Origin of the sequence: Pseudonocardia petroleophila, from assembly GCF_014235185.1 — a bacterium.
Classification (GTDB): Bacteria; Actinomycetota; Actinomycetes; order Mycobacteriales; family Pseudonocardiaceae; genus Pseudonocardia; species Pseudonocardia petroleophila.
In genome coordinates, this window is the sequence record NZ_CP060131.1 from 3,088,785 (window position 1) to 3,108,458 (window position 19,674).

General features: G+C 71.6%; 19 protein-coding genes and 1 pseudogene. 17 read left to right on the forward strand and 3 right to left on the reverse strand.

What is annotated here, in order from left to right; all coding sequences use genetic code 11:
* Positions 1-10 precede the first annotated feature (10 nt).
* The 4 genes and pseudogenes from H6H00_RS32300 to H6H00_RS15415 form a co-directional block, all read left to right on the forward strand.
* Positions 11-133 (forward strand): annotated as a pseudogene (locus H6H00_RS32300) (DNA methyltransferase); the annotation flags it as partial.
* Positions 134-595: 462 nt separating this feature from the next.
* Positions 596-1,123: a hypothetical protein gene (locus H6H00_RS32305; protein WP_255425904.1), complete on the forward strand. Its 528-nt coding sequence runs from the start codon at positions 596-598 to the stop codon at positions 1,121-1,123.
* Between the two features lie 112 nt (positions 1,124-1,235).
* Positions 1,236-1,754: a GntR family transcriptional regulator gene (locus H6H00_RS15410; protein WP_185721921.1), complete on the forward strand. Its 519-nt coding sequence runs from the start codon at positions 1,236-1,238 to the stop codon at positions 1,752-1,754.
* A gap of 114 nt (positions 1,755-1,868) precedes the next feature.
* Complete coding sequence (locus H6H00_RS15415; protein WP_255425772.1) at positions 1,869-2,345, forward strand: NUDIX hydrolase; 477 nt, start codon at positions 1,869-1,871, stop codon at positions 2,343-2,345.
* An 8-nt stretch (positions 2,346-2,353) separates the two neighbouring features.
* Here the strand turns inward: H6H00_RS15415 and H6H00_RS15420 are convergent, their stop codons facing one another.
* On the reverse strand, positions 2,354-3,472 hold the full coding sequence (locus H6H00_RS15420; protein WP_221775882.1) for an NsdA family TPR-like regulatory protein: 1,119 nt from the start codon (positions 3,470-3,472) through the stop codon (positions 2,354-2,356).
* Positions 3,473-3,726: 254 nt separating this feature from the next.
* On the opposite strand from H6H00_RS15420, the gene H6H00_RS15425 reads away from it, so the two are divergent.
* The 10 genes from H6H00_RS15425 (at position 3,727) to mobF (ending at position 14,328) form a co-directional block, all read left to right on the forward strand.
* The gene (locus H6H00_RS15425; protein ID WP_255425773.1) at positions 3,727-3,939 is read left to right on the forward strand and encodes a helix-turn-helix domain-containing protein; all 213 of its coding nucleotides are present in this window, start codon (positions 3,727-3,729) and stop codon (positions 3,937-3,939) included.
* Between the two features lie 2 nt (positions 3,940-3,941).
* Positions 3,942-4,163, forward strand: a complete 222-nt coding sequence (locus H6H00_RS15430) for a hypothetical protein (RefSeq protein ID WP_185721924.1) — start codon at positions 3,942-3,944, stop codon at positions 4,161-4,163.
* On the forward strand, positions 4,160-4,753 hold the full coding sequence (locus H6H00_RS33000; RefSeq protein ID WP_221775883.1) for a WhiB family transcriptional regulator: 594 nt from the start codon (positions 4,160-4,162) through the stop codon (positions 4,751-4,753). The genes H6H00_RS15430 and H6H00_RS33000 overlap by 4 nt, the downstream gene beginning before the upstream one ends.
* Positions 4,754-5,164 carry a hypothetical protein gene (locus tag H6H00_RS15440; protein ID WP_185721925.1) on the forward strand — a complete coding sequence of 137 codons (411 nt, stop codon included), beginning with the start codon at positions 4,754-4,756 and terminating at the stop codon, positions 5,162-5,164. It begins immediately after the preceding gene.
* Entirely contained in the window at positions 5,161-5,544 is a 384-nt protein-coding gene (locus H6H00_RS15445) for a hypothetical protein (RefSeq protein WP_255425774.1), read from the forward strand. The genes H6H00_RS15440 and H6H00_RS15445 overlap by 4 nt, the downstream gene beginning before the upstream one ends.
* Positions 5,541-7,478: a type IV secretory system conjugative DNA transfer family protein gene (locus tag H6H00_RS15450; RefSeq protein WP_185721926.1), complete on the forward strand. Its 1,938-nt coding sequence runs from the start codon at positions 5,541-5,543 to the stop codon at positions 7,476-7,478. The genes H6H00_RS15445 and H6H00_RS15450 overlap by 4 nt, the downstream gene beginning before the upstream one ends.
* Complete coding sequence (locus H6H00_RS15455) at positions 7,475-8,167, forward strand: hypothetical protein (RefSeq protein WP_185721927.1); 693 nt, start codon at positions 7,475-7,477, stop codon at positions 8,165-8,167. The genes H6H00_RS15450 and H6H00_RS15455 overlap by 4 nt, the downstream gene beginning before the upstream one ends.
* On the forward strand, positions 8,164-8,868 hold the full coding sequence (locus H6H00_RS15460; RefSeq protein ID WP_255425775.1) for a hypothetical protein: 705 nt from the start codon (positions 8,164-8,166) through the stop codon (positions 8,866-8,868). Before H6H00_RS15455 ends, H6H00_RS15460 begins: the two co-directional genes overlap by 4 nt.
* Entirely contained in the window at positions 8,865-9,701 is an 837-nt protein-coding gene (locus H6H00_RS15465) for a hypothetical protein (protein ID WP_185721928.1), read from the forward strand. The genes H6H00_RS15460 and H6H00_RS15465 overlap by 4 nt, the downstream gene beginning before the upstream one ends.
* Before the next feature lie 241 nt (positions 9,702-9,942).
* A complete protein-coding gene (mobF, locus tag H6H00_RS15470) occupies positions 9,943-14,328 on the forward strand; it encodes a MobF family relaxase (RefSeq protein WP_255425776.1) in 4,386 nt (1,461 codons plus the stop codon).
* Positions 14,329-14,337: 9 nt separating this feature from the next.
* Here mobF and H6H00_RS15475 read toward each other — a convergent pair whose 3' ends face one another.
* Together H6H00_RS15475 and H6H00_RS15480 are read right to left on the reverse strand one after the other, a co-directional pair.
* Complete coding sequence (locus H6H00_RS15475; protein ID WP_185721930.1) at positions 14,338-14,766, reverse strand: hypothetical protein; 429 nt, start codon at positions 14,764-14,766, stop codon at positions 14,338-14,340.
* A 205-nt stretch (positions 14,767-14,971) separates the two neighbouring features.
* Positions 14,972-15,883, reverse strand: a complete 912-nt coding sequence (locus H6H00_RS15480; protein ID WP_185721931.1) for a LysR family transcriptional regulator — start codon at positions 15,881-15,883, stop codon at positions 14,972-14,974.
* A 93-nt stretch (positions 15,884-15,976) separates the two neighbouring features.
* On the opposite strand from H6H00_RS15480, the gene H6H00_RS15485 reads away from it, so the two are divergent.
* The 3 genes from H6H00_RS15485 to H6H00_RS15495 all read left to right on the forward strand — a co-directional run bounded on the left by H6H00_RS15485 (position 15,977) and on the right by H6H00_RS15495 (position 19,522).
* Positions 15,977-17,131: a TDT family transporter gene (locus H6H00_RS15485; RefSeq protein ID WP_185721932.1), complete on the forward strand. Its 1,155-nt coding sequence runs from the start codon at positions 15,977-15,979 to the stop codon at positions 17,129-17,131.
* A gap of 288 nt (positions 17,132-17,419) precedes the next feature.
* A complete protein-coding gene (locus tag H6H00_RS15490) occupies positions 17,420-18,061 on the forward strand; it encodes a uracil-DNA glycosylase (protein ID WP_185721933.1) in 642 nt (213 codons plus the stop codon).
* Between the two features lie 261 nt (positions 18,062-18,322).
* On the forward strand, positions 18,323-19,522 hold the full coding sequence (locus H6H00_RS15495) for an NAD(P)/FAD-dependent oxidoreductase (protein ID WP_185721934.1): 1,200 nt from the start codon (positions 18,323-18,325) through the stop codon (positions 19,520-19,522).
* The last annotated feature ends 152 nt before the right edge of the window (positions 19,523-19,674 follow it).

Consider the following 19,674-nt stretch of genomic DNA (forward strand, 5'->3'; position numbering starts at 1 on the left):
CCGGTGGGCAATGGCTGAGCTTGAGCATGGGCTGAGTGGACCTGACGGTGGCTGGGTTCTCGATCCTTGGAACGGAAGTGGGACCACAACCCGAGCGGCTCAACAGCTTGGGCTTCGGTCTGTCGGGATCGATCTGAATCCTGCTGCCAGTGTGGTCGCGGCATTGCGTAGTCAGACCCAGGACGCAATGGCGGAGGTAGGGAAGTTGGAGCTTCCTGAGCAGTCCACGGATCTGCCTCCTGGCCCACTGCGGTACTGGTTCAAGGATGAGGTAAGTAGACGCCTCGTGCAGTGGCTCAGTCAAGGAAACCAGAAGCTTGACGCGTTGGATCGGCAGCTGAAGATCGTCGCACTATTCCGTACAGTGCGCCGCTTGACCAGTTCATTCCAGGGGTCCAATCCCACCTGGGTTAGACGGTCAAGGAAAGAATCGGATCGTATTGGCCTCCCGCTGGAGTCTCTCGATGAGTTGATCGTGAGCGAGCACAAGTGGCTTCTCGATAGACTCCGTTCGGACGAAGCTGAGCGTACTGGCAGCGTGCGCTTAGCGACTGCGTCTGCAGCTCGACTTCCAATCCCCGATGATTCAATAAGTATGATCCTGACCTCCCCTCCATACCTGACTCGCATTGATTACGGGGTTGCCTACGCACGAGAGCTTGCAGTGCTGGGTATTGATATCTGGGGCGAAAGTACGATCCGGCTAGACCTGATGGGGACGACGCTGACTCGCGTGAAAAAATCGCAGCCTGCCGCGATGAGCACGGCAGCGCGTGACCTGTTGGTAAATGTCTCTGCCCACAGCAGTAAGGCGTCCCATAGCTATTACAGTCAGCAGGCCCATCAATACGTGGCGGACTTGGGTCTTGGGTTGGGCGAGATCTCTCGAGTGTCTCGTCCGGGGGCTTTCCTTACGCTGGTTGTGCAGGATTCATACTACAAGGATGTTCATGTTCGGCTGGCTGATATATGTATCGGCGAGGCTGAACTGCGGGGGTGGAAAATGATAGAACGAATTCCATTCTCGGTCAGGCGCTCGCTGGTTTCACTAAACAGTGCTGCGCAGAGCTATAAGAAGCAGGCAGTAGTCGAGAGTGTGATCCGATTGCAGTTCGACGGTTGAGTCGTGTGTATCGGCGCCGGCTACTGCGCTCCGCGTGCGGATCTGTCGGAGGCCGCATGGCAGGCTTGAGCTGAGAGGTACCCAGCCTGAAACTACGACGCCGGATACGCTTGTGGCCAGCAGGGAGCAGATCTCCTGTTCGGGCATAGTTCAGTGCATCGACCGGACCGCTAGGGAGGGATGCAGTGTGGCGCCGCGAGGCACCTACCGCCAGATCGCCGCGGAGCTCCGCGGACGCATCGGCTCCGGTGAGCTGTTGCCCGGCGCACTCGTTGCGTCGGAGATGGCTCTCGTTCAGGAGTACGGAGTGTCGCGGGGGACAGTCCGGTCGGCGCTGGCTCTGCTCGTCGATGAGGGCTTGGTTGAGGTGATTCCCGGTCAAGGTCGGCGCGTCGTCGGCCAGGCGGTCGGCGCCGAACCGACTACAGCCTACGAACGCATCGCACGCGAGCTGCAGCAGCGGCTTAACGACGGTGAGTTCGGGGCCGACGAGCCGCTCCCCAGCGAGGCCGAGCTGGTCGCCGCGTACGGCGTCTCTCGCAACACGGCCCGCCGGGCGTACCAGCGCCTTGCCGAGGCGGGTGCAGTCGTCATCCGGCACGGGGCCGGGGCGTTCCCCGCGCCACGCTGACGGACGGTTCGCAGGCGACTGGGCGGCGACTACGGTCGGATCATGACGTCGCCGCGGCCCGAGGACGACCGCTGGATCGTGCACAGCGAGCGGCCGATCTACGAGAACGAGTGGGTGACGGTCGGGCTCGCCGACATCTCGCAGCCGTCCGGGGACAGGTTCGAGCACCACACCGTGACGCTCCCGCCGGCCGCGATGACGGTCGTGCTCGACGACGCTGGCGAGCACGTGCTCATGTCCTGGCGACACCGGTTCGTTCCTGACATCTGGAACTGGGAGCTACCTGGTGGTCTTCTCGATGAGGGAGAGGAGCCGGCGACAACGGCCGCCCGCGAGGTCGAGGAGGAGACCGGCTATCGGCCGCGGTCGATCGAGCACCTCGTCACCTTCGAGCCCATGGTCGGTACGGTTCGCAGCGCTCACCATGTCTACCTCGCGCGAGGCGCCGAGCTGGTCGCGGAGCCGAGCGAGGTCAACGAGGGTGCCTTTCAGTGGATCGCGCTGACCGATGTGCCGGAGCTGATCGCGAAGGGCCGGATCTCGAACTCCGGTTCGCTGGTCGGGCTGCTGCACGTTCTCGCGTTCCGGTAGAGCGTCGCTCAGGCGCTGAGGAGACCTGCGATCCGGCGTCGCTGCCGTTCTGATCCGGTCCTGCCCGCGAGGTCGGCGGCCCGCTGCGCGTGCAGCCGCGATTCGGTGCTGTCGCCCCGCGCACGGAACGCGATGGCCAGGTCGACGCGCAGGCTCGCCTCGGCCCGGCCGTATCGCCCTTCACCCATGACGGCCAAGGCGTCCGACAGGTCGTCGATCGCCTGTTCGTCGCCGAGCCGGGCGAGGCAGTGGCCGCGCCAACGGGCGAGGTGGCCGGCGCCCAGCATCACGAACGGCAGCGAGTCGTCGGAGGCGCCGGCAGCGAGGTTGTCGGCTGCCAGATCCAGTGCGCGCAACGCGTTGTTCCGCTGACCATCCGCGGCCAGGGCTTCGCCTTCGGCGGCGTGCAGCCATGAGAGCAGTACAGCCGGCACACCCGATCCGGCGTCCTCGCGCGCCCGGCGGATCATCTCGCAGGCCTCGGCGGCTCGGTCCACGTCGAGGAGGATGAACGCCTGCTGCGCACGCGCGTACGCCAGGCCCGCCGGACGTCCGCTCTCGCGGGACGCAGCGGTGGCCACCTCGTGCAGCCGCCACGCTTCGTCGAGCCGCCCCATATCCAGCGCCTGCCAGCCCCCGAGCGCCGCGGCCTGGCCCAGCTCGTCGGCCGCCGCCTCCCGGTGCGGGCCCGGCAGGGCGTAGCGAACGAGCTTGACGATCTGCTCGACGTGGGCCGCGGTCTGCTGGTAGATCGTGGCCCCACCGAGCCGGCGGTCCATCATGCGGATGCTCTGCGTGTGCCCGCGCAGCAGCTCGACGAGGCCGCCGTCGAGACGCGACAGCGTGAGTCGTTCCGCCAGTTCGACGCTCTCGGGAGTGGGGGTGGCCGGCAGCTCGACGAGGCCCAGCTCGAGCGGGGTCTTGCCGTACGCGTCGCAGATCAGGTCCCGGTAGTAGCCGCTGACGGCGCCATCCTCGTTCTCCCACACGGCGATGCGCCGGTTGAGGCTCTTGTCAGCGACGAGCGGCTTCAACTTCCGCCGATGCGCCGCAACGCGGAGCTCGCGGATCAGCTGGGACTTCGTCCAACCGCGCTCCGCGCGTGCCTGCGCAAGCCGGTTGCCCACCTGATCCCCCTCCGCCTCAGCACCTCCACGATGCCGCCCTGACCAGCAGGAATCAACCCTAACGTCAGGGCGCCGCGTCACCCCACGTCATCCCGCGTCATCTGTTGGCGTCCCTGGCCCCGGCGGCAACCTCGGTCCTACGCGAGGCGGCGCCGATTGACTCAGGCATCACTCGTACCTAACATGTTCAGTACACGCACCGCACATGTACACAAGGAGCAGTGATGCGAGGTCAGAGCGGTTCCCAGGGGTCGGTGACGAATCCCCGCAAGTTCTACAGCGTGGCCGAGGTCGCGGACATGTTCGGCATGTCGCCGATGACCGTGTACCGGGCCATCTCGGCCGGAGAGTTCCCCGCCGTCCGCATCCGCGGCCGGCTGATCGTCCCGGCGAAGGCCATCGACGCCATGGCGGAGATCGCCACCGTCGAGCAGACCGTCGTCGACGTCGCCGGGTGGGTGAGCTAGCGATGGGGACCGTCGGACTTCTGATCTTCTTCGCCATCGTCGGCGCGGCGATCTGCGCGAAGGCGCGCGTCGCGGGCGGGGCGGTTGTGTTCGCACTGCTGGCCCTGGTGCTGTTCATCGGCACCCCGGCCGGCGCGGGTCTGCCCGGCATGGTCGCGGACTTCCTGTCCACGGTCGGCGCCGCATCCGAGCCGCTGACCGAGGGTTCGGGAGCAGTGGGATGAGCGCCCCGGCGACGAGGACGACCCGGCGCGAGCCAGTCGGCGGCCACGTGCGGCCGGAGGACTTCCGGCACCGAGCGGCCTGCAGGTCGGTCAATCCAGAAATTTTCTTTCCCGCAGCGGTAGCCGGCCCGGAGTTCGAGGCGCAGGTGTCGGTCGCGAAGGCCGTGTGCGCTGGCTGCCCGGTGCGGGAGCAGTGCCTGACCTGGGCGCTGAGACACCAGCCGGACGGGATCGCGGGCCAGATGACCGAGCACGAACGCCGCCAGGAGTTGGCCCGGCGCCGCGAGCGGCGGCGGGGCCGGCTCCCGCGGCCACGAACCCCGCAGCGCCCGGTGAATGCGTCACGCGCGGAGGTCGCCGAGGCCGGACGGGCCGCGATCGCGGCCGGGATGTCGGTGCGGGACGCGGCGGGGGAGTTCCTGGTCTCCGCCCGCACCGCGGGTCGCTGGGCCCGCTCCATCCACAGCACGACGTCGAGCGAGTGTCCGACCCACGTGGGGGAGGGGAGCACCGGCGGCCACCGGGCTCCCCTCCAGATCTCCCACACAGCAACCCAGGCAGGGACACGAGCGGAAGGGACCCGATCCTAGATGAACACCCCCGATGAGCACGATGACCGCCCGCGGGCGGTCCAGCTGGCCGAGGCCGGCGCTGAGGCCTGGGTGACGGTCGTCCGCCGCCAGCTCGATGCTTCGGCGGACCACAGCGACTTCTACGCCTTAGGCGGGGACATGGTCGCCACGCTGCGCGCGCTGCAGGACCTGGCCCGTCTGCTGGACCGGCAGGTGCAGCGCTACGGCGAGCAACGCGGGGTCTACGACGACTCCGACGAGGTCGACCCGCACCAGCGGCTCACCGCGGCCGCTGTCGAGCTGGAGGCCGTCGCCGAGGGGTTGGGTGCGGTGATCTGGTCGGCGGATCGCTACTGGAACGCCATCAGCCACATCGGCGTGGACGACACCCCGATGACCGGGCCGGCCGACGGCGAGGTGTCCCGGTGAGCCCGCGGACGGGTCGGGTGCGCCCGATCGGCGGCCCCGCCGCCGTAGTGGCTGGGCTGCACCGGTGGATCGACGACCACGACCCCCATGTGCAGGCCGCGATCTGGCTGCTGCTCGCCCACGAGGTGTGGCCACGACGCGCGGACTTCCGGCAGGCGTGCGTGCACCACAGCCCGGACGGCGGGTGGTGGATCGACTTCCGCGCCGCTCGCATCGCGTTCGACAACGGCGCATTCGACACCGCGGCGTCGACTGAGCTCGCGGTGCTCGACCTGGCGATCACCCTCGGGACTGACCGGTTCCGGTTCCGGGCAATGGGCCCGGGCAACGCTCGTGCGGTCGCTACGGCGGTCGCCCACGCGGTGGGAACGGACCGATGAACCTGTTCCTGGTGCTCGTGGTCTTGGTGGTCGCGGCCGGGGTGCTGTGGCGGCGCGGCTCGGCCGCCTACGCCCTGCTGTGCGTCCTGCTGGCAGGGTTCCCGGCGTGGGCCCTGCTGCGTCAACTCCCGTGGTGGGCCTACCTGATCGCCGCCGTGGTCGGCGCGGCGGTGGGGTGGCATCACCTGTCCCGCTCGGCCGCGCTGGTGACCCGCTGGTCCGGCCAGTCCCGACGTAAGGCCGGCGTCGCCTCCACCCTCGACGTCCTGCGCCACGCCTCCGCCCGCGCCATGCGCCGACGGGCCGCAACCGTGCGGCCGTCGCTGGCCGAGCTGGGCCGGTGGGCGCGGTGGCGGCTCCCGGTGGTCGAGGTCGCGATCGAGCTGTGCCGGACGGGTTGGTTGACGGTGTGGTCGCCGATCGAGGACGTCGTCATGATCTTCGGTGGGCCCCGGACCGGGAAGACCGGGTGGCTGGCCGGGCGGATCCTCGACGCCCCCGGCGCCGTCCTGGTCACTTCCACCCGCACCGATCTGTACGAGCTGTGCGCACCGCTGCGCGCCCGGCGCGGACCGGTGTACGTGTTCAACCCGGTCGGGCTCGGCGGGAAGGCGTTCGCTTCCACGATCACCTTCGACCCGCTGACCGGCTGCACGGATCCGGTGGCCGCGTCGGAACGGGCCACGGACATGATCGCCGCGGTCTCCCGGGCCGGCGGGGGTGGGGACCGGGAATTCTGGAACGGCCAGGCCCGCCGCGTGCTGACCGCGCTGCTGCACGCCGCGGCCCTAGGCGGGAAGTCCATCCACGAGGTGGGCCGCTGGGTCGCCAACGCCGACGAGGCGGCCCGGGAGGTGCCGGGGTTCCTGCGCCGGTCGGGGACGCAGGCGTTCGAGCAGGACCTGGCCCAATTCCTGGGCACGAACACGAACACGCGGACGTCGATCACCTCGACCGTGGCGCCGGCGTTGGGGTGGCTCAATCATCCCGACGCCGCACGCTCGGCGAAGACTGGCGCCGGCGGCGGGTTCGACGTCGAGCGGCTGCTGGCCGAGCGGGCGACGGTGTTCCTGCTCGGCGGGGAGGAGACCCAGACCGGTCCGTTGGTGTGTGCGCTGACCGGGCACATCGCCCGCGAGGCCCGCCGCCTCGCCGCCGGCAGCGCGAAGGGCCGGCTCGACCCGAACTTGACGTTGGCACTCGACGAGGCGGCGCTGATCTCCCCGGTCCCGCTGGAGAGCTGGACCGCGGACATGGGCGGGCGGGGCGTCACCATCATCGCCGCCTTCCAGTCCCGCGCGCAGCTTCTCGCGCGGTGGGGGGAGCACAACACCGCCACGATCCTGAACAACTGCGGCGCGGTGCTGGTGTTCGGCGGCACCCGCGACCGCGACGACCTCCAGTTCTGGTCCACCCTGGCCGGGGAGCGCGACGAACCGACCCTGACCACCGACATGCACGGCCGGGTCGCGTCGCGGACGACCCGACGGGTGCCGGTGCTCCCGGCGGCGCAGCTCGCGAACCTGCCCGCGGGCCGGGTGATGTTGATTCGCCGTGGCCTGGCCCCCGTGATCGGGCGGGTGCAGATGGCGTGGCAGCGCCGCGACGTCCGGCTGCTCGCCTTCCAGATCGCGCACCCCGCGCTGGCCGACCGCCTCGGCCGCTGGTCCGCGTCGACGCGCCGCGGATGGGCGTACCTGACCGGGCCCCTGGTCGCGGGGCTGCAGTGGACCCATTCCGCTGCCCGGCGGAGGTGGCGCGCCGTCGGTGCCGGGTTCGCGCGGGCCTTGCGCTGGGTGCTGGGCAGCACCGGCCAGACCGGAGCGCGCCACGTCCCGGTCGATCTCGACCCGCCCACGGTCGAACTGCCCGCCCCGGCCGCGCACACCAGCAACGGCCACTCCCACGCCCACACCACCGGAGGTGCCCCGTGAACGACCACCCGCACAACCGCCCGGGCGGTGCCCGGCCGTCGGTCGCCGAGATTGCCGCGCTGACCCGCCGGCCGCGGGAGCTGTCCGCGCCCGGCCGGACGGTCGACCCGCGCGAGCGGGCGGCGTTCCTGGCCGACAAGGACGCGCTGATCGCTCGCATCACCGACACCACGGACGCCGACTCCGACGCCGCGGACACGGACGCGGGCGGAGAGGGGCACGAGCACCTCGCCCGAACCGGACGTACCGACCAGGCGTCCGAGGAGGGGTGGTGGGCGCGGGCGGAGAGCACCGACCCGACGGTCGAGGCTGTCACGTTCGATGCGGCCGGCTACTACAGCGACGCCCGACTGGCCGCTATCGCGCAGGCCCGCGCCGCGGGTGACACCGAGCGGGCCGAGCGACTGCAGAACGCGCCGTGGTCGACCCCGGCGGATGACGAGCGGGCGCCGGAGATGCCGGAGTGGATGCGGGAGCAGGCCCGACGCACCGAGGCCGAGATCGCCGACGGCACCTACGTAGCCGGCCCGCCCGACGACATGGCCCGGTTCGCTGACCGGCTTGCCGAGCTACGTGAGCAGACCGATCCCGACGCGGCGGGCCGCCGCGATCAGCTCGCCCGCTGGCACCGCGACGACGCCATTGACGTGGCCGCGACCGACGGGGACACGCCGGGGTGGTACCGGTGACCTCGCCGACCACCCCCGACCCCACCCCAGGCGGCAGGGACGAGACGGGAACGGAGTTCGCCAGCGTGGACGCGCTGGCCGGGCTGGCCCGGGAGGTCGACGGCTTGCGTCGCGCGGTCGACCCGCTGCGCGCGGTCGGGGGCCGGGTCGATGACCTGGCCCGGCTGGTCGCCCAGCTCGCCGACACCGTGACCGCGCTCTCGCAACGGCCCGGCCCGGCGCCGGCCCCGTCATGGCTGATGGTCCCCGCCGACCCCGCCGTGGTGGAGCGGGTGCTGGTCGAGCTGTGCGCGTGGCTGCATGCGATCTTCCTGCGCTACCCCGACGCCGCCGGAGCGCTGCCGCCGTGCTGGCTATGGCACGCGGACGTCGTCGAGGAACTGCTGTGGCTGATGCACGCCTGGTGCGCCGCCTACCAGGGCAAGGGCGCGTCGGTGCAGCTCGCCGGGGACTGGCACGACCGGCAGCGTCCCGGCGTGGTGCGGCGGATCAAGCAGAACGCCGGGTCGTGCTCGATCGAGCGCCACCAGACCCGCCCGGGCTGGGACCACCGCCCCACCGGCGCCACCCCCGTGCCCGGCAACGACGCCGTCGGGGTGATCGCCGGGTGGTGGGCCGTCCGCCGCGACGACCCCGCACCCGAACCCGCCACCGCGCCGTCCCCGGCCGGGGCAGCACCGCACGGAGGGCATCACCGATGAACACCACCATCAGCACGGAGCAGGGGCCGCGGGTGGTGCGGACGGTGATCTGGCTGCCGGGGCTCGCCGTCGCGCTCGGCGCCGCGGTCGCGACCGCGCACGGCCTCTACGAGGTCGCCGTGGCCGCCCGGGTCCCGGCCGGGATCGCCTGGCTCTACCCGCTGATCACCGACGGGCTCGCGCTGGTCGCCTACGCCGCCACCGCCCGCCTGCACGGCAGTGCGGCCCGCTACGCGTGGAGCGTGGTCGTGCTTGCCGCCGGCCTGTCCGGTCTCGCGCAGGCCGCGTTCCTCGCGTCCGGCTCCGCCGTGGACGCCTCACCCGCGCTGCGGTTCGGCGTCGGTGCCTGGCCCGCGGTCGCCGCCGCGATTGTCGCCCACCTGCTCTACCTTCTCGCCACGGACGCCGAAGACGACGGGACCGGGACAGCCGAGTCGCCACAGCGTGTCCAGTCCGAGGTGTTCAGTCCGGTCGGCGTTCAGTCTGTACAGCCGTTGAACGGCACGCCGGTCACCCGGCCCGGGTCACAGCGTCCAACCGCTGTCCAGCCCAGCGCACCGCGGACCGAGCTTCCGGCCGGGCCGGTTGAACACCCCGGCGGCCGGTCGGGCCCGACACCGGCACAGGACCGGGCGCGGGCGGCCGCGACGCGGCACGCCCACCGCCATGGCGCCCTGCCAACCGTCACCGATCTCGCCGGAATCGCGGAGGTCTCCCGGGGCACCGCCGCTGCTGCCCTCCGAACCCTCCGAGCCCAGCCGACACCCCTGCACCTGATCAACACCACCGAGCAGACCGACCCCGACAGCCCCGAGACGAGGACCCAGCCATGAGGACCCCGACCCGAACGACCAGTCCCAGCAACACGAGCCAGCCCATCGAGACCACGACCTACACGACGACAGAGCACTACTCCATCCAGACGAACACGAGCCAAGAACAAGAGCGAAGAACCAGAAGATCAATTGCAGCACACCTAGGCATCACGATCCGATGGTGCGAGCCGGCCTCCGGCCGGCCGCGAACCGCCACTACTCCTGTTGATCTCCACAAGATCGTTTCGAGGTGGTTCGGATGTTGAGGATCTCGCCCGGCTACAGCCCCGAGTACCTGCTGCGTGAGGTCGCGACCGGCCGGGAGAACTACTACACCGGCGCCGTAGCCGAGGGCGAGCCTCCGGGCCGCTGGTGGGGCGCCGGAGCCGAGAAGCTCGGCCTCACCGGGCTCGTCGACGCCCAGGACATGCGCGCGGTCTACGAGCGGTTCCTCGACCCGCGGGCCGAGGGGTTCAAGGACAAGGAGCAGTGGGACAGCGTGCCAACGCTCGGCCATACCGGCCGCGCGTACCAGTCCGAGGACGACTTGTACGCCCTGGCGATTGAACGCGAGCCGGACGCCAGCGCTGAACGCCGCGTTGAACTCCGTACGGAGGCGGGCAAGGCGGCCCGGCACAACGTCGCCTTCTTGGACCTGACGGTCAGCGTCCAGAAGTCCATCACACTCATCCACACGGCGTTCGAGGCCGAGGAGGTAAAGGCCCGCAACGCCGGTGACGAGGACGCCGCGGCGGCGTGGGGTGAGTTCCGGCAGGCCGTCGAGGACGCGGTGTGGGCGGGCAACTACGCCGCGCTGGAGTACATGGCAGAGAAGGCCGGCTACTCTCGCGTCGGGCACCACGGCGGCGCCGCGGGCCGGTTCGTCGACGCGCACGACCTGGTCGTCGCGTCGTTCCTCCAGCACGACTCGCGCGACCGAGACCCGCAGCTGCACATCCACAACACGGTCCTCAACCGCGTCGAAGGCCCGGACGGGACGTGGCGCACCCTCGACTCCCGCGCGCTGCACAAGTGGCGCCCGGCCGCCGCCGCGGTCGCCGAGCGCACCACCGAGGAGCGGCTCACACACACGCTCGGGATGCTGCTCGCGACCCGCCCGGACGGAAAGGCGCGCGAGGTGATCGGGGTGTCGGCCGAGGCGATGAGCCTGATCAGCTCGCGCCGGCACGCGGTGACGGCGAAAGCCGCCGAGCTGATCGAGGCCTTCGAGACGAAACACGGGCGCGCCCCCAACGGGTTGGAGCGCGACCGGTTGTCCCAGCAGGCGACGCTGATGACCCGCGCGGCGAAGTCGCACGACGGTGAGACCCGCGAGCAGCTGCTCGACCGGATCGACGCCCGGTTGCGCGCCGACATCGACGGCGGCCTGTCCGGCGTCGCGCTGGCCGCGCTCGCAGCGCGGGAGAACGTGCCGACGCCGCAGGCATGGTCCCCGCAGGCGGTGATGGAGACCGCCCTCGCCGACGTGCAGCAGCGCAAGGCCGGCTGGAGCGAGCCGGATCTCATCCGTGCCGTCAACGCCGCCCTGCCCGACTACCTCGGCACCCCGGACGGCGCGGACGTCAAGACGCTGCTCGACCAGCTCGCCGCCGAGGCGTTGACGTACGCCGCCCCACTCGACGCGCCGCGCCCCGGTGACGATCAACTCCCCGACGGGCTGCGGCTGGCGAACGGGCGGTCCGCCTACGAGGCGCCCGGCGCGCGGCTCTACGCCACCCCGGACCACGTCCGTACCGAACGGGCACTGGTGAACGCGCGCACGAGCGAAGACGCAGCCGCGCTGCCGCGGCCGGTCGCTCAGCGCTTCCTCGATGGGCTGCGCGAGTCCGGGCTCGAGCTCGGCGTCGACCAGGCCGCCGCCGTCCGCGGCGTGCTCACCAGCGGCGCGCGAGTCGAGTCGCTCGTCGGCCCGGCCGGCACCGGGAAGTCGTTCGTCGTCGGCACGCTCGCGCGCGCCTGGACCGACCCGGAGCTGACCGGCGGTCCGCAGCGGCGGGTCTTCGGACTGGCGACGTCCCAGATGGCGACCGATGTGCTGGCGGGGGAGGGGCTCACCACCCGCAACGTCGCGCGTTGGCTCGCGACGCAGGACCGCTTCACCGCTGGTGCTGCCGAGAGCCGCGCGCTCGACGAGGACGCACCATGGCGGCTGCGGGAGGGCGACCTCGTCGTCGTCGACGAGTCGGCCATGACCGACACGCCGGCCCTGGCCGCGATCCACCGCCACGCCGCCGCCGCCGGCGCGAAGCTGCTGCTCGTCGGCGACCACCGCCAGCTCGCCGCCGTCGGCGCGGGTGGCGGGATGGAGCTGCTCGCCACGGCCGGCGCACGCTACGAACTCGCCGAGGCCCGCCGATTCACCGCGGAGTGGGAACGCGAGGCGTCGCTGCGGCTGCGGTCCGGCGACGACGGCGTGCTACGCGAGTACCACCAGCACGGCCGGCTCCGCGACGCCGGTACCCGCGAGCAGGCCGAGTCGGCCGCCGCCGGCGCGTGGCTCGCCGACACCCTCGCCGGGCATCGCTCCCTGCTGCTCGTCGACACCAACGAACAGGCCACGCGCCTCTCGGCCGAGCTGCGCGCGGAGCTCGTCCGCCTGGGCAAGGTCGACGAGCACGGCGTTCCGCTGGGGATGCAGGGCACGTACGCCGGGGTCGGTGACCTGGTCCAGGCCCGCCGCAACGGGTGGGACCTCGCCGGGCACGAGGGTAACCGTCGCGGCCCGATCAATCGCGAGACCTACCGCGTGCAGGCCGTCCGCGACGACGGCGCCCTCGAGGTCGCCCGAATCACCGGACACGGCGCCGACGGCGAGGTGCTGGGCGAGCCGATCGTCCTGCCTGCCGGCTACGTCAGTGAGCACCTCTCGCTCGGCTACGCGTCCACGGTGCACGCCGCGCAGGGCGTCACCGTCGACACCAGCCACAGCGTGATCACCTCCCGCACCGGTCCGGCGGCGCTCTACGTCGGCATGTCCCGCGGCCGCGACGCCAACACCGCGCACGTCGCCACCGTGACCGTTGTAGAGGACGCCGCGCAGGGCCGCGACGAGCACGCCCTGCACCGCGACCCCGTCGCCGTCCTGTCCGGCATCTTCGACGACTACGACCAGGCCATCGCGCGGTCCGCGCTCGCGACGGCGACCGAGTCCGCCGACGAGGCCGGCACCGTCCGCACCGCGGCCGAGCTGCTCGCCGACGCCGCGCAACTCGCGGCCACCGAGCGCACCGCGACGTGGCTCGACCAGCTTGCTGACGAGCAGATCATCACCCCCGAGCAGCGCGCGCGGATCGCCGCCGAGGACGGTGCCGCGTCCCTGACCCGCGTTCTGCGCCGCGCCGAGCTCGCCGGCCACGACCCGCACCAGGTCCTCCACGACGCCGTGGCCGACCGACCGCTCGACGGCGCCCGCAACACCACGAACGTGATCTACAGCCGGATCACCGACGGCAGGAGCTTCGACCCGGTGGGGGAGGCGTGGACCAGCTGGACCCCGCAGACGGACAACCGCGAGTGGGCGACCTACCTCGAAGCCCTAGCCGCCGACGCGGACCGCCGCGCCGCCGAACTGGGCCGCGAGGCGGCCGCGGAGCGGCCGGCCTGGGCGGTCGAGGCGCTCGGTCCGGTCCCGGCCGAGCCCGGCCCGGCGCGCGACGAGTGGGAGCAGCAAGCCGGACTTGTCGCGTCCTATCGGGAACTACGGCGCCACGACGACCACGCCGAGGCGCTCGGCCCGGCGCCCAAGCCGGGCCAGGTCGAGGCGTACGCCGCCTATCGGGCCGCGTGGCGTGCGCTGGGCCGCCCGGAGATCGAGCGCGAGGAGACGGAGATGTCCGATGGACAGCTCCGGATGCGCGTTCGGGCGTGGGAACGGGAGCAGGCGTGGGGGCCGCGGTACGTCGGCAACGAACTCGCCGGCACCCATCAGGCCGCAGCGACCCACCGCCAGAACGCCGCTCTCCGAGCCGCCGAGGCCGCCGCGACACCCGACGCCGAGCCGCGGTCTGAGCTGGAACGCGCCGCCGCCCAAGCCGCGGCGCTCGCCGACACGCTCGACGCCCGCGCCGCCGAGCTGCAGCAGCTCGACGACGCTCGCGCGCGGTGGCTTGTCCACACCGCATGGACCCGCGGGGCCGCCGACCGCTCCAAGGCCGAACTCGCGGTGCGGCATACCGACGACGCCGAGCCGGAGGAGCGAGTCACCGCCGAGGAATGGCTCGATGCGCACCGCGAGGCGACAGCCGAGGACGACGTGCACCGCGAGATCACCGAGGCTGACGTCGTCAACGATCACATGGACGAGCAGGCGCCGACCCGCGATGTCACCGAAACCGGTGTGTTGGACATCCGCGAGGCGGCTACAGCTGAACCTCCGCAGCGAGGTGAGGACGCCGTGCGGGTCCCGTCAGCGGCCGAGACCGCGGACTCGACCAAGCGCGCTCAGCGCACGCTGGCCGAGATCACCGCACGCGAGGCCGTCGACGCCCATGAGGTCGAGCAGCAGCGTGCCGAGGAACTCACCCGCTGGCACGCGGCCGATGAGGCAGCACGCGAGGAAAAGACGGCCGAGTACAGCGACGTCGACGACTACATGACCGGCCTCGACCGGGCGGACGTGCCGTGAGGTTGCCGCTCAGGCAGTTGCCTGCGGTGCCGGGACCTGGAGCGGTGCCGGCCCGCTGCGCCGCCACGCCCACCTCAACGTCGCCCGAATGCCCTCGCACCAGCCCGGCCGCGACGCCAGCAGATCGGGCCGGCGCACGTCGAGCTGCTCCGCGGCCAGGTACTCGGCCTCGATCCGCTCCTCGTACGCCAACGAAGTCAAGCGCGTGACTGGCGACCGGGCAGCGAATGGTCGGCCTGAGATGGGCCGCACGGTGGCGGTGGCGATCCATGCGCAGGTGACCGCCACTCCGGCGGGATACCAGTCATCGGTCACTCCCCGCTCACCCAGCTCGGTACACCGACGCTCGGCCGCGGCCCACACCGCGGCGAAGTCGCCCCGTGGAACGCGGAGATTCCCCACGGGGATTCGTGCGATGTCGTGCTCGGTCACCTCCATGCATCCTAGGGTGGCACGACACACCGACGCCTTGCGTCGTCCAAGACGGGCCGTCGGGCCCGTGGGCGTCCGCGAGCTGCGTCCGCCAGCGAGCTGGCCCCGGATCGCGGCCACCTCATTCCAGGACGAGGCGACCGGCCGGCCGGGGTATCCGCTGCCCGACGACGGTGGCCCGCGTTCGAACCGAAGTGGCGTGTTGGGGAGGTCAGCGGCCGTGGGTGGCGATGCGAAGCAGGTCACGGGCCGGGCCGGTGGGGGTGGAGCCGTCGGGCCAGACCGCGGACAGCGTCCTGTCGAGGGCGAGGCCGGGGACCGGGACGGCGACGAGGCGGCCGGTGGCCAGGTCGTCGTGGACGGCGAGGTCGGACAGGACCGCGGGACCGGCCCCGGCGAGCACGGCGCCCCGGATCGCGGAGGTGGAGGAGAGCTCGACCGCGGGCGGAGCCGGCGTGGCGGGGGCGACGGCCCGTTCGTAGGCCCTGCGGGTGCCGGAGCCGGCCTCGCGGGCGACCAGCGGGGTGGCGGCGAGGTCCCTGGGGCCGGGCGGCCGCCGGGTCCACGGGTGACCCGGCGGGACGACGACGACGAGCTCGTCGCGGGCGACGACCCGATGGGCGAGCCCGGCGGGGAGATCGGGGCCCTCGACGAAGCCCAGCTCGGTGCGGCCGTCGAGGACCTCAGTGACGACCTGCTCGCTGTTGTGGACGGCAAGGTGCACGGCGGTGCGGGGCAGGCCGGCTGCGGCCTGCTCGGTGGACAGAGCGACGAGCCAGCCGGGGAGCAGGTACTCCGCGACGGTGTAGCTGGCGGCGATCGTGAGGTGGTCGTCGCGGCGTTCGCGCAGGGAGTCGATGCCGGCGTCGAGTGCGGCGGCGGCGTGTAGGACCGGCGCGGCCCAGTCCACGACCAGCCGTCCGGCGTCGGTGAGGCGGCTGCCGCGGGGCCCGCGGTGCAGCAGCGCGACCCCGATGAGGCGTTCCACGGTGCGGATGCGGGCCGACACGGCCTGCTGGGTCAGCCCGAGCTCGCGTCCGGTCGCTCCGAGGCTGCCGGTGTGCGCCACGGTGGTCAGCAGTTCCAGCGAGCTCAGCTCGGGGACGTGCGGGGACAGCACCACGAAGAGATCCTAGGCCGGTCACAAAGCTGCTTTGGGTATGCCTCGGATCGGGACGGCTACCGGGTGGCCGGGGACGAGCCGATGCTCAATGCCATGACCACGTTCGTCCCCATACCGCCCACGGCCACCCCGCACCCGCTGCACCGGATCGGCCTGTTCGGCGACCTGGACCATCCCCGACAGGTCATCGCCCACCTCGGACCGAACTGGTACGCCTCGATCATGGGTACCGGGATCGTCGCCAACGCGGCGGTGACGTTGCCGCTGCAGTTCGTCGGCCTGCGCGCAGCGGCCACGGTGGTGTGGGGGATCGCCTCGGTCATGCTGGTCGCGCTCACTGCCGCCTGGGCGGCGCACTGGATCCGCCACCCCGGGACCGCGCGTGGTCACGCGGCGAACCCGGTGATGGCGCAGTTCTACGGCGCGCCGCCGATGGCGCTGCTGACCGTCGGCGCCGGCACGCTGCTGCTGGGCAAGGACATGCTGGGGGAGAGCCTGGCCGTGCACATCGACTGGGTGCTGTGGACGCTGGGCACCGTGGCGGGTCTGGCCAGCGCGGTGGTGATCCCGTTCCTGATGATCACCCGTCACGAGCTGGGGTCGGACTCGGTCTTCGGTGGCTGGCTGATGCCGGTGGTCCCGCCGATGGTCTCCGCGGCCACCGGTGCGCTGCTGATCCCCCACGTCGCGCCGGGGCAGGCCCGGCTGTCGCTGCTGCTGGCCTGCTACGCGATGTTCGGGCTCAGCCTGCTCGCCTCGCTGATGATCACCACGTTGATCCTCTACCGGCTGGCCGTGCACGGCACCGGCCCGGCCGCGACGGTGCCGACGATGTGGATCGTGCTGGGGTGGCTCGGGCAGTCGATCACGGCGGTGAACCTGCTCGGCGGGGTGGCGCACCTGGCCCTGCCCGTTCCGCTGTCCACGGCGCTGGAGGTGTTCGGGGTGGTCTACGGGGTGCCGGTGTTCGGGTTCACGCTGCTGTGGATCGCGCTGGCCGTCGCGGTCACCGTGCACACCGTTCGGGCGGGGATGCCGTTCTCGTTGACCTGGTGGTCGTTCACGTTCCCGGTGGGCACGGTCGTCACAGGTACCAGCGCGCTGGCCCTGCACACCGGGGATACGGTTCTGGCCGTGCTCGCCGTCCTGTTCTATGTCGGACTGCTCGGCGCGTGGGCCACCGTCGCGACCCGGACGGCCCGGGGCAGTGCCCGCGGAGGCCTGTTCCTGCCCCCGGCCCCGGCGTGACACGCCGACCTCGCTGTGCCGTCCCCGCCCTGCCTGCGCTGGTCGTCACCACCGATCGGCGCCCGGGTGAGCCGGGCTGGCCCCGCTCCGGGGAGCCGGTCGATCTACGCCCATCGACCGGTCCTGGTCGTGCGGCCCGGCGCCGCACGGTGCTCGCCGGTACGGTCCGCGGTCTCTCTCCGGCCCCTCAGCGACGGCCCGTGACGTCGGGCGTCCCGCCAGCGCGCCCGACATCGGGGGCCCTGATCCGCGGTCGGGCAGCCTGGGCCGGATCGCGCAGGAGGATCGGTGACAGACGAGGTGTCCGCGGTGGCGCGGGCGATCGTGTCCTGCACCCGGTGCCCGCGCCTGGTCGCCTGGCGGACCGAGACGGCCGGGCCGGCCGGGGTGGGTTCGCCGGTCGCGGGTTTCGGCGATCCGCAGGCCGGGGTGTTCCTGCTGGGTATGGCCACCGCCGCGGCCGGGGGCAACTGCACCGGCCGAGCGTTCACCGGCAACCGTTCGGCCCGCACGCTCGTCGCCGCCTTGCACCGGGCGGGCTTCGCGAACCAACCCACCTCCGAACACGTGGGCGACGGCCTGCGGCTGGACCGGGCATGGATGGCGTCCGCGGTGCGCTGCCCGCCGCCGGGCAACCGCCCGCTCGCCGCCGAACGGGACGCGTGCCTGGGGCACCTGCGGGCCGAGCTGGCCGCGCTGGGGCGGGTGCGGGTCGTGGTGTGCCTGGGTGTGTTCGCCTGGGACGCCGCGCTGCGCTGCGTGGACGCCGACCCGCGGCCGCGGTTCCGACACGGCCGCGAGCATGTCGGCCCCGATGGGCTGGTCGTACTGGGCTGCTACCACCCGAGCCCGCAGAACACCGCGACCGGCCTGCTGACCCCCCCGATGCTCGACGCGGTGCTGCACCGGGCGCGGGAACTGATGGTTTGAGGCCGCCGTGCGCGGCGTACGCCGCACCCACCGCCTGCTCGTTTCCCAGCTCTGCGCGCATCACCGCCCACCTCCATCAGGGAATACCGGCGTTCGGTCCTCGTTGACGACGACCTCCGCGTTGACCATCGGACCAGTAGGGCGGCCGCAGTTTGTCGTCGACCGCGGAGAACTGGCGGCGGCGACACCTGTGCGCCACGGGTTGTGATCCCAACCACTGAAAAGGTACGGTTATTTGACCGGACATATGGAGGATTCATCATGGCGGCTGTACATCACCGGATAGTGATCGTGGGCGGGGGGAGCGCGGGCATCACCGTGGCTGCTCGGCTCCGGCGGCGGGGCGAGGACGGTGTTGCGGTGATCGATCCCGCGGCGACGCACTACTACCAACCGTTGTGGACCCTCGTCGGCGGTGGCTGTGCACCGGTGGAGAGCAGTGCGAAGCCACAGGCCTCGGTGATGCCGAAGGGGGTGACCTGGATCCGGCAGGCCGCCGTCGCCGCGGATCCGGACGCGAAGGAGATCACGCTCGACGACGGGTCGACGGTCACCTACGACTACCTGGTGATGTGCCCGGGGATCCAACTGGACTGGTCGAAGATCACCGGTCTGGGGCAGACGCTGGGCCGCGACGGCGTGTCGAGCAACTACCTGTACGAGCTCGCGCCGGCGACGTGGCGGTTCATCCGCGAGGCCCGCTCGGGCACGGCGGTGTTCACGATGCCGTCGGGTCCGATCAAGTGCGCAGGGGCGCCGCAGAAGATCGCCTACCTGGCGGCGGACTACTGGCGCGAGCAGGGCGTTCTGTCGAAGATGGACGTCCATCTCGTGCTGCCGACGCCGGGCATGTTCGGGGTGAAGGAGTTCTCCGACGTCCTGGTCGGGGTCGCCCGGCGCTACGGGATCACGGTCCACCTGCAGAGCGAGGCGATCAGCGTCAACCCCGACGCGCGCGAGGTCACCATCGCGGACAAGGCAGCCGGGACCGAGTCGACGCTGGGCTACGAGGTGATGCACATGGTGCCGCCGCAGAGCGCCCCGGACTGGGTGAAGAAGACCGCGCTGGCCGACCCCGCGAACCCGGCCGGCTACGTCGAGATCGACAAGCACACGATGCAGCACACCCGGTTCCCCGAGGTGTTCGCCCTGGGGGACGCCGGTTCGAGCCCGAACTCGAAGACCGGAGCCGCGATCCGCAAGCAGGCCCCCGTGGTCGTGCAGAACCTGGTCGACGTAATGGCCGGCAAGGCTCCCAGCGCGCGCTACGAGGGGTACGCCTCGTGCCCGTTGACGACCTCACGTCACGCAATGCTCCTGGCGGAGTTCGACTACTCGATGAAGCCCACCCCGTCGATCCCCTACATCAACACGATCAAGGAGCGGCGGGACATGTGGTACCTCAAGCGCTACGGCCTGCCTGCCCTGTACTGGCAGGGAATGCTGCGCGGGGTCGCCTGACAGGTCGCCGCCCCGGTCGTGACTGGCCGGGGCGGCGTTGCGTTCACCGGCGTCGGAATGGTCCACTGGTGCCATGACCGCCGGAGCGTCGTGGAAGGCGCACACGTTCTGTGTGTGCCTGCTCGCGATGGACCAGCTGTCCATCGATGATC

Excerpts from the sequence above, each read along its gene's own strand:
- H6H00_RS15485 (WP_185721932.1), top strand. The coding sequence starts at position 15,977 with ATGACCACGTTCGTCCCCATACCGCCCACGGCCACCCCGCACCCGCTG.
- H6H00_RS15430 (WP_185721924.1), top strand. The coding sequence starts at position 3,942 with ATGGGGACCGTCGGACTTCTGATCTTCTTCGCCATCGTCGGCGCGGCG.
- H6H00_RS15475 (WP_185721930.1), bottom strand. The coding sequence starts at position 14,766 with ATGGAGGTGACCGAGCACGACATCGCACGAATCCCCGTGGGGAATCTC.
- H6H00_RS33000 (WP_221775883.1), top strand. The coding sequence starts at position 4,160 with ATGAGCGCCCCGGCGACGAGGACGACCCGGCGCGAGCCAGTCGGCGGC.
- H6H00_RS15495 (WP_185721934.1), top strand. The coding sequence starts at position 18,323 with ATGGCGGCTGTACATCACCGGATAGTGATCGTGGGCGGGGGGAGCGCG.
- H6H00_RS15440 (WP_185721925.1), top strand. The coding sequence starts at position 4,754 with ATGAACACCCCCGATGAGCACGATGACCGCCCGCGGGCGGTCCAGCTG.
- mobF (WP_255425776.1), top strand. The coding sequence starts at position 9,943 with ATGTTGAGGATCTCGCCCGGCTACAGCCCCGAGTACCTGCTGCGTGAG.
- H6H00_RS15450 (WP_185721926.1), top strand. The coding sequence starts at position 5,541 with ATGAACCTGTTCCTGGTGCTCGTGGTCTTGGTGGTCGCGGCCGGGGTG.
- H6H00_RS32305 (WP_255425904.1), top strand. The coding sequence starts at position 596 with ATGATCCTGACCTCCCCTCCATACCTGACTCGCATTGATTACGGGGTT.
- H6H00_RS15465 (WP_185721928.1), top strand. The coding sequence starts at position 8,865 with ATGAACACCACCATCAGCACGGAGCAGGGGCCGCGGGTGGTGCGGACG.